We start from the raw sequence: 8,862 nt of genomic DNA, 5'->3' as shown, positions 1-8,862 counted from the left end.
CCACTGGCGGCCCATGTAGCAGGCGATGCCGATCAGGAAGTGGAAGACCACCAGCTGATAAGGACCGGCGTTGTACAGCCACTCGTCGAGGCTGGCGGCTTCCCAGATCGGGTAGAAGTGCAGGCCGATGGCGTTGCTGGAAGGAACAACGGCGCCGGAGATGATGTTGTTGCCGTACAGGAACGATCCTGCGACCGGCTCCCGGATGCCGTCGATGTCGACGGGGGGAGCGGCGATGAAGGCAATGATGAAGCAGATGGTGGCTGACAGGAGGCAGGGAATCATCAGCACACCGAACCAACCGACATAAATGCGGTTGTCGGTGGAGGTGACCCACTGACAGAAGTTTTCCCAGTTGCCAGCGCGTCCGCTGCGAACGGCCGTGGTCATTGGAGGAATGAGGACGGGATGGACTCGCCCCAGGATTCAGAACCGGATCAGGCTCAAGAGGCCGACCCTGGACCTGGACATAGTGGGTGCCAATCGACGCTAGGCAAAGCCTTCGTTCTGACCAGTGAAAGCCTTGAATCGTTTCTTGTCTAAGGAGAACTTCATGAACAGCTTCATCAAGGCTTCATGAAGAAGTGATGGGCTGCGGGCTTCAGCCTGCGCTCCCCAGCCCCGTACTCACCTGGCTGTGCCACCAGGCCTGCCCCTGGCTGAGGAACCCCTTCCAATCGAGTCGCTCCACCTCGGCGGCCCTGGCCACCAGCAGGGGGGCCTGTTGGCGGAGGGTCTGCAGATCCAGTTCGGGCACCCCGCTGGAGAGAGCGAGCACGTCGGCCATGGCATGGGCCACCACCCGGGTGAGATAGGCGGCGCTCAGGGCCTGCAGTGCCCCCCCCACCAGCCAGGTGGTTCCCTCCAGGCGCATCGCCGCGAGCAGGGCCTGGCTGGTCCACTCGGTCACGCCCAGGGCCAGCGCCGCCTTGGCCAGCTCAGTGGCGGCTTCGCGCAGCTGGGCCAGCTGCCAGGGGCAATCCCAGAGCTCGGCCATCTCCTTGAGCATCAGGCCATTGGCCACCGCCAGCACCAGCACATCGACGCTGGGCATGGGGGCCGCGAACACCCCGGCGGCCACCAGCCACTGGGTGCGACGCACCAACCCATCGAGACGCTCCCGCCTCAGGCCTTCCAGCTTGATTTGCCACTCCACGTGCAGGGTCTCGAGGCAGCGCAGCTCGGTCTGCAGCAGCAGGCCCCGGCCGCGGGCCCGAAGCATCCGGCTGCAGGGCTCAAGGGCAGCGCTGAGCTGCTCCTCCTCGCCGCTCCAGAGGATCACCTGATCGGCCAAGGGCCCTGGCAGCTGGGCGCGCAACTCCTGCTCGAGCTCCGGCCGCGGGGCTGGAACGCAGTTCGATACCAGCAAGAACACGGCCTGACCCCTGGGCAGGGATTCGAGCCAGCGCAGATCCGCGGCCCTCAGGGGGGTCTCCAGGTGAACGAGCAGCAGGTCGCACTGCTGGAACAGCAGGGGCCATTGCCAGTCGGGGCTGTGGCTCGGCAGGGGATGGCCCCAGTGCAGGCAGAGGGGCAGGGGGGCCCTGAGCGCACGGACCAGCTCCGGCTGCAGGCTCACTGGCGGCAGGCTGACCCCGGCCAGCCCCACGTGCAACTGCTGTCGCGACTGACGGTCGCGAAGCTGCTGCAGGTGCTGGCGCCGGCCCTCCTGCTGGGCGCTTACGGCGGGGTCGTTCTCAGTGGGCTGGAGCCGCTCGAACTGATTCAGCAGCCCGTCGCAGCGCTCGATCCAGCCGCTCCAGCTGGAGGGAAGCCTGGGTTGGATCTTGGCCTTGCCGCGGCTGAGCCACCACAGGCCCCCAGCGGCCGCGGCAACTACAACGGCACCGGAGAGGCTGCCATGCAGGCTGTCGCCCAGGAGCAGGCCGCCGGCCAGCACCAGGGCCGCTGGCATCCAGGGCATCCCCGGCCGCCAGCTCCTCGGCTTGACCCCGGCGTCGCTTGCGGAGGCGTGAGCGGCGGTGACCGGGGAGGCGGCGGGGGTGGTCAAGAGCGGTACAGCGCTGCCGAAGCAGTGCCTCTCTAGCTCACCCGACCACTCCTGCCCAGGCGGCCTGGATCACCCCCAGACTGGTCAGGTCGAGCGGCCTTGCCATGGTGAAGACGGCCGAAGCCTCCAGTCTGAAGCTCACCCCCCGTCTGGAGCTGGAGCTGGCGCGGCGGCTGCACCAGCATCAACAGGAGCGGTACTGGCACGGGGAGCTGCCGGTGCTGCTGCTGGAGCGCTGCTGGTTGAAGCTGCAGGCGATACCGGTGGAGCGCCTCGCGGCGGAGTTGCCGCCTGACTGCACGGCTGCGGCCCCTGAGCTGGAGGCCTTTCGCCACTGCTGCCGTGAAGGACTGAGCCAAGAGGCGGCAGAAGCCCACTGCTGGCGTGAGTTCGGTGAGGAGGCCTGCCGGCTGGCTCTGAAACGGCACTGGCAGGCCCAGGAGCGGGGCCATGGCGGCTGGACCCTGGAGACCTACCTCGCCTTTCTCGCCCGCTATCAGCAGTCCTTTACCGCTTCAGGTCCTCGGCCGTTGCCTTTGTTGATCCTCGCCCGCGCCGGTACGGCTGAACCCCACCGGCTGCTCTGGCTGGCAGCTCCTTGAACCGTTGATGCGGCACACTTGCCCCCTGATTGAAGGCTCCGGCGATGGCCGACGAGAACACAGCAGCAGTGCCCCAGTCTGAGCAGGACCAGCCCGCCCGCGCCCGGCGCATCGAGTCGGGACGGGGCAGTGGTGGCGGGGGCGGCGGGCGTGAGCGCGAAGCCGGAGGCTTTCGCATCCGCCTGAGCGAGAACGAACAACGGGCCGCCCAGGCCGTTCAGGACGCCTTCCAGCTCCGTTCAACCGTGGCGGCCCTGGGTTTCTCGATCCGCACCGTGGCCCAGCTTCTGGAGCAGGGGCAACTGGACGCCCTGCTGGCGGAGCACCGCGCCCAGGGTGGCGCACCCCGGAACGAAGGAACCCCCCGTGACGGGCAGCGGGCCCGGCGAGCCCCTGCTGAGGGCCGTGGGGAGCGGCGCTCCAGCCGTCCGGATCCCTTCGCACGGCCCAGCCGCCCCCAGGCCCCAACCCCCGATCCGGAGGCTGCCGAGGCTCCAGATCAGGCCCTTGAGGTGGTGATCTCCGAGCCGGAGGAGGTCACAAGCGGTCCTGAGGTCGTCAGCCAGTACTGCCCGGATCCGGTCGCTGTCCCTTCCGCGGACACGGCTGAGACGCAGCCGTGAGCGGCAGGCCCAGGGTCCTCTCCGGTGTCCAACCCACCGGCTCTCTGCACCTGGGCAACTGGCTCGGGGCCATTCGCAACTGGGTCAGCCTTCAGGACGATCACGACACGTTCTTCTGTGTGGTCGATCTGCATGCCATCACGGTTCCCCTTGATCCGGCGCTGCTGGCTGAGAACACCCTCCGCACCGCCGCGCTTTACCTGGCCAGCGGCATTGATCCTGAGCGTTCCAGCGTCTTTGTTCAGAGCCAGGTCACGGCCCATAGCGAGCTCACCTGGCTTCTGAACTGCGTCACGCCGCTGAACTGGCTGGAGCGGATGATCCAGTTCAAGGAAAAGGCCCGCAAGCAGGGCGAGAACGTCTCAGTGGGTCTGCTGGATTACCCCGTGCTGATGGCGGCAGACATCCTCCTTTATGACGCCGATCTGGTGCCAGTGGGCGAAGACCAGAAGCAGCATCTGGAGCTGGCTCGCGACATCGCCCAGCAGCGGATCAACGCCCGCTTTGCGCCGGAAGACGAGCCGCTGCTGAAAGTGCCCGAGCCGCTGATCCTTACCGAGGGAGCCCGGGTGATGAGCCTGGCCGATGGCCGCAGCAAGATGAGCAAGAGCGACCCCAACGAAGGCTCCCGCGTCAACCTGCTCGATCCTCCCGAGCTGATCACCCGCAAGATCAAGCGGGCCAAGACCGATCCGGTGATGGGGCTGGAGTTCGGCAACCCCGAGCGACCCGAGGCCGACAATCTTTTGGGGCTCTATGCCCTGCTCAGTGGGGTGGGCCGGGAGGCTGCTGCCCGTGAGTGCGCCTCGATGGGCTGGGGTCAGTTCAAGCCGCTGCTGGCGGAGGCGGCCGTGGAGGCTCTTCGCCCCCTGCAGGAGCGCTATGAGGCCATCCGGGCCGAGGCGGGCTACCTGGATCAGGTGCTGCGCCGTGGCCGGGAGCGGGCCAGCGTCGTGGCCGAGGCCTCCCTGGAGAGGGTACGTGCGGCCATGGGATTTCTGCCGGCACGCTGATCGCTGGCTGCAGATTGATCAGCGGACCTGATCATCCAGCCCTGGTGAGAAGGCTTGCCGATCCAGCGATCTGTGATAGTTCCAGCGCTTGGAGCCCCTGTGCTGGCGCCCGCTCCGGGCCCGGCGGAGGTTGCGGGCTGCCCGGAACGCACGGCAGGGCCCCTTCTGTCCAGCCCATCAGGGAGTCGACGCCGGAAGGATGTGACAACCAGCACAGTTTCACGATCTTTAAGATTTTGATTCGGCATGGTTGCCAAGGGAGCACCCCGCGGGCCCATAGAGGCTTTCGGCACCACCGCCCTGCTGCTGGCCCTGCCGGCACTGATCTCCAGCCGCTATGGCGCTGCCCTGGCTGCGGTTCCACCCGCGCCTCCCGCTCCGCCCTCGCCAGCGCTGGCGGCGCCTGCCATTGCCGTGGCCCGGCCCGCCCCGAGGGCGGCGGTCCGCTATCCCCTCACGCGCCAACGGCGGGCCCTGCTGGCCACGATCCGCTTTGCCGAGGGCACCTGGGCCGAGGGGTCCCCCGACGACTACGGCACCCTTTACGGCGGAGCCCTGGTCTCCTCCCTGGAGCGTCATCCAGACATCGTGTTGGTCAAGCGCTATGCCAGTGCCGCCGCCGGGGCGTACCAGATGCTGCCAGCCACCTGGAAGGCGGCCAGCCGCCGCCTGGGTCTGAGCGGTTTCGGGCCTGCCAACCAGGATCAGGCAGCTCTCTATCTGGCTGATCAGCGTGGTGCCCTCGCGTCGGTCGACCGGGGCCAGCTCTCCGATGAGGCCATGGCCCGCCTGGCTGGGGAGTGGGCGTCCTTCCCGCTGCACCATGGCGGCAGCGCCTACGGCCAGCCGGTCAAGAGAGCCGGGGAGCTGCGCCGCTTCTTCGACGCGCAGCTCCGCGGTCCGGTCCAGCCAACGGCCGCGAGCCGGCTGGGGTGATCAGGGCTCCCTGTAGACCACCCGGCCCCGCTCATCGTTGCCCACGTCCAGCAGATCGTCGTGCATCAGGCGCTGGATTTCCTCGCGCACCCGCTCCCGCGGGATGTCCCGGGGAAGCTGGCACTCCAGCAGGGCGTCGTTGTAAGTGAAGCCGGCGGCGCCGGCGCGCCGGGCCAGGGCCAGCAACTGACGGTCCAGGGGCGGCAGGGCGTCCGTAGGGTCGCCGGCCTCGAGAGCCTCCAGCGCTTCCTGGAGCAGGAGGGGCTGGTTGGCCTGATCCACCAGCTCCGGAATCAGGAACAGATCCACCAGCTGGCCGATGAAGCAGAGGCCGAAGGTGAGCAGCCAGAGGGTGCCGCTCAGCGGCTTGCGGGCATAGAAGCGCTGCAGTCCGCAGACCCCGAAGAGTCCCAGGGCCCAGAGCAGATAGCCGGGCGCCACCTGGCGCCGCTGCTGGCGGATTCCAGGGGCTGCCGGACGTTTCAAGGCTTGGGCGCCGGGGGCAGTTCAGGCAGCACCACCCCGGCCTGACGCAGCTCGGCCGAAAGGTTCCAAACGCTCAGCACCAGGCGGTGCCAGGGGGCCATGGCCTGCATGTCGAGGGCCATGCTCACCGGGGCGGCTGAGCGCAGGGTTCTGGCAGCAATCAGTTCCTTGCGGGCGGTGTCCAGGCGCTCGGATAGGGCCTCCTGATCTTCGGCGGCCAGCACGCTTTCCGGGCAGTGCTGGAGCAGCAGCAGCCCCCGATCGAACCAGAAGTCGAAATCCAGCAGCAGCGAATCCAGGAGCTGATCGAGCAGCTCGCCCGCAGCCCCCGGCCTGGGGGTCGAATCCGGTGTGGAGGGAAGATCACTCACAAGGCAACCTTAGGAATCCATCGGCCGGCAGGGCCGAATCCGATGCGTAGGATCGACCCTGGCCTCGCCTGATTCCGTGTCCCCATCCCCGTCGACGCTCCCGGCCTCTGGTCCTGGCCCGAGCCCGGAGCCGGCGGTGACCCAGGGCGGCGAGGCCACCCGGATGCGCCTGCCCCGCACCAGCGAGAGTCCGGAGTTGCTGCGGATCCGCCATTCCATGAGCCATGTGCTGGCCATGGCGGTCCAGAAGCTCTTCCCCAGCTCCCAGGTCACGATCGGTCCCTGGACCGAGAATGGCTTCTACTACGACTTCGACAATCCCGAACCCTTCACCGAGGCCGATCTCAAGGCCATCAAGAAGGAGATGGGCAAGATCATCGCCCGCAAGTTGCCGCTGCAGCGCCTCGAGGTGAGCCGCGAGCAGGCCGAGGCGCGCATCAAGGCCCAGAACGAGCCCTACAAACTCGAGATCCTGGCGGGGATCCAGGAGCCCATCACCCTCTACACCCTTGGCGACGAGTGGTGGGACCTCTGCGCCGGGCCCCACGTGGCCAACACCAGCGAACTCAATCCCAAGGCCTTCGAGCTCGAGAGCGTGGCCGGTGCCTACTGGCGCGGGGATGAAACCAGGGCCCAGTTGCAGCGCATCTACGGCACCGCCTGGCAGACCCCGGAGCAGCTGGCCGAGTACAAGCACCGCAAGCAGGAGGCCCTGCGCCGCGATCACCGCCGCCTCGGCACCGACCTGCAGCTCTTCTCGATCGAGGATGAAGCCGGCGCCGGTCTGGTGTTCTGGCACCCCCGCGGTGCCCGCATGCGCCTGCTGATTGAGGATTACTGGCGGCAGGCCCACTTCGCGGCGGGCTACGACCTGCTCTACACCCCCCACGTGGCGGACCCGAGCCTGTGGAGAACCTCAGGCCACCTCGACTTCTACAGCGAGAGCATGTTCGGGCCCATGCACGTGGATGAGCGCCAGTATCAGCTCCAGCCGATGAACTGCCCGTTCCACGTGCTCACCTATGCCAGCACCCTGCGCTCCTACCGCGAGCTGCCGATCCGCTGGGCCGAGCTGGGCACGGTCTATCGCTACGAGCGTCCCGGCGTGATGCATGGGCTGATGCGCGTGCGCGGCTTCACCCAGGACGACGCCCACATCTTCTGCCTGCCGGAGCAGATCGGTGATGAGATCCTCGGGGTTCTGAACCTCACCGAAACGATTCTCTCCAGCTTCGACTTTCACACCTATGAGGTGAATCTCTCCACCCGTCCGGAGAAGTCGATTGGCGATTATGCGGTCTGGGATCTGGCCACCGCCGGCCTGATCGAGGCTCTTGAGCGTAAGGGCTGGCCCTACAAAATCGATGAGGGTGGTGGAGCCTTCTATGGCCCCAAAATTGATATCAAGATCGAGGATGCCATCGGCAGGATGTGGCAATGCTCCACGATTCAGCTTGATTTCAACCTGCCCGAGCGTTTCGATCTGCACTACGTGGCCGCCGATGGCAGCCGCCAGCGGCCGATCATGATTCACCGGGCCATCTTCGGCTCGCTGGAGAGGTTCTTCGGGATCATGGTCGAGAACTACGCCGGCGATTTTCCCTTCTGGCTGGCCCCCGAGCAGGTGCGTCTGCTGCCCGTCACCGATGAGGTCATTCCCTATGCCGAGGAGGTGCTGGGCCAGCTCCGCTCAGCGGGTGTGCGTGCCGCCATCGATCGCAGCGGGGATCGCCTCGGCAAACTGATTCGCCACGGGGAGCAGCAGAAGATTCCGGTCCTGGCGGTGATCGGCGCCAAGGAGGCCGAGCACGGCAACGTCAGCCTCCGCTCCCGCCGCGACGGTGACCTCGGCAGCGTGGAGGCCGCTGCCCTCGTGGCAGCCGCCAGGTCTGCCAGCGAGACCCGAGCCGCAGGCCTTGGCCTGGAGCCGGCGACGGCAACCGCCACGCCCGAGTGAGAATTCACCGCCTCCTTCCTTCATGACCACCCTGCTGGCCGGCGACATCGGTGGCACCAAGACCCTGCTGGCCACCTACCGGCTGGAGGGGGACGGGTTGGTGCAGCTTCGCTGTGAGCGCTTCGCTTCAGCCGCCTGGGACGACTTCTCCGCCCTGGTACGCCAGTTCCTCGCCGGGGGCAAAGCCGGATCTGAGGCGCCCAGCCATGGCTGTCTGGCGATTGCCGGGCCGGTGCAGGACGGGCGTGTACGGCTGACCAACCTGCCCTGGGAGCTCGACGAGCTGGAGCTGGCTTCCTCCTGCGGGCTCGAGCGCCTGGAGCTGGTCAACGACTTCGCCGTGCTGATCTACGGGTTGCCGCACCTGGGGCAGTCCCAGCAGGCGCTCGTGCGGGAGGGACTGCCTCAGCCTGGCCCCTTGGCGATCCTCGGGGCTGGCACCGGTCTTGGTGTGGCCATCGGGGTGCCGGGACCCCAGGGCCTGATCGCCCTGGCCAGTGAGGCCGCCCACGGCGAATTCGCGCCGCGCCTGGAGCGGGAGTGGCGGCTGAAGCAGTGGCTGCAGCAGGATCTGTCCCTGGAGCGGGTCTCGATCGAGCGGATCGTCAGCGGCACCGGCCTTGGCCATGTCTTTCGCTGGTTCCTCCACGACGCCGGGGCCGGCGCGCCCCATGGCCTGGCAGAGGCGGCAGAAGCCTGGGCCCTGGCCGAGCTCAGCGGCGCGGCGGAACGCCCCGATCTGCCGGCCCTGGTGGCCGCTGCTGCTGCCGCCGCTGATCCCACGGCCTCAGCCGCCCTCGATCTCTGGCTGGGTGCCTACGGCTCCGTGGCGGGGGATCTGGCCCTGCAGAGCCTTTGCCGCG

At 67.7% G+C, this 8,862-nt stretch carries 9 protein-coding genes and 1 pseudogene; 6 read left to right on the top strand and 4 right to left on the bottom strand.

What is annotated here, in order from left to right:
* Positions 1–390, bottom strand: a pseudogene (locus KBY78_RS13250) (photosystem II q(b) protein); the annotation flags it as partial.
* Positions 391–601: 211 nt separating this feature from the next.
* The gene (locus KBY78_RS13245; RefSeq protein ID WP_255143972.1) at positions 602–2,011 is read right to left on the bottom strand and encodes a YcjF family protein; all 1,410 of its coding nucleotides are present in this window, start codon (positions 2,009–2,011) and stop codon (positions 602–604) included.
* Positions 2,012–2,115: 104 nt separating this feature from the next.
* Here KBY78_RS13245 and KBY78_RS13240 point away from each other — a divergent pair, with 104 nt between their 5' ends.
* The 4 genes from KBY78_RS13240 to KBY78_RS13225 all read left to right on the top strand — a co-directional run bounded on the left by KBY78_RS13240 (position 2,116) and on the right by KBY78_RS13225 (position 5,185).
* A complete protein-coding gene (locus KBY78_RS13240; protein ID WP_255143971.1) occupies positions 2,116–2,613 on the top strand; it encodes a hypothetical protein in 498 nt (165 codons plus the stop codon).
* 44 nt (positions 2,614–2,657) lie between these two features.
* Entirely contained in the window at positions 2,658–3,236 is a 579-nt protein-coding gene (locus KBY78_RS13235; protein WP_255143970.1) for a hypothetical protein, read from the top strand.
* Positions 3,233–4,249, top strand: coding sequence for a tryptophan--tRNA ligase (gene trpS, locus KBY78_RS13230; protein ID WP_255143969.1), 1,017 nt, complete (start codon positions 3,233–3,235; stop codon positions 4,247–4,249). The genes KBY78_RS13235 and trpS overlap by 4 nt, the downstream gene beginning before the upstream one ends.
* Positions 4,250–4,495: 246 nt before the next feature.
* Complete coding sequence (locus KBY78_RS13225) at positions 4,496–5,185, top strand: glycoside hydrolase family 104 protein (protein ID WP_255143968.1); 690 nt, start codon at positions 4,496–4,498, stop codon at positions 5,183–5,185.
* On the opposite strand, the gene KBY78_RS13220 is transcribed toward KBY78_RS13225, so the two are convergent.
* Complete coding sequence (locus KBY78_RS13220; RefSeq protein WP_006171377.1) at positions 5,186–5,671, bottom strand: TM2 domain-containing protein; 486 nt, start codon at positions 5,669–5,671, stop codon at positions 5,186–5,188. It lies immediately after the preceding gene.
* The gene (locus KBY78_RS13215) at positions 5,668–6,042 is read right to left on the bottom strand and encodes a DUF2605 family protein (protein ID WP_255143967.1); all 375 of its coding nucleotides are present in this window, start codon (positions 6,040–6,042) and stop codon (positions 5,668–5,670) included. Before KBY78_RS13215 ends, KBY78_RS13220 begins: the two co-directional genes overlap by 4 nt.
* Before the next feature lie 163 nt (positions 6,043–6,205).
* On the opposite strand from KBY78_RS13215, the gene thrS reads away from it, so the two are divergent.
* The gene (gene thrS / locus KBY78_RS13210) at positions 6,206–7,999 is read left to right on the top strand and encodes a threonine--tRNA ligase (protein ID WP_255143973.1); all 1,794 of its coding nucleotides are present in this window, start codon (positions 6,206–6,208) and stop codon (positions 7,997–7,999) included.
* A 22-nt stretch (positions 8,000–8,021) separates the two neighbouring features.
* A partial coding sequence (locus KBY78_RS13205; protein WP_255143966.1) for a glucokinase occupies positions 8,022–8,862 on the top strand: 841 nt, incomplete at its 3' end.

The sequence above is a fragment of the Synechococcus sp. EJ6-Ellesmere genome, from assembly GCF_024345875.1.
Classification (GTDB): Bacteria; Cyanobacteriota; Cyanobacteriia; order PCC-6307; family Cyanobiaceae; genus Regnicoccus_A; species Regnicoccus_A antarcticus.
Note: the sequence above shows the minus strand (reverse complement) of the source record. Positions and strands in the feature narration are given on the sequence as shown.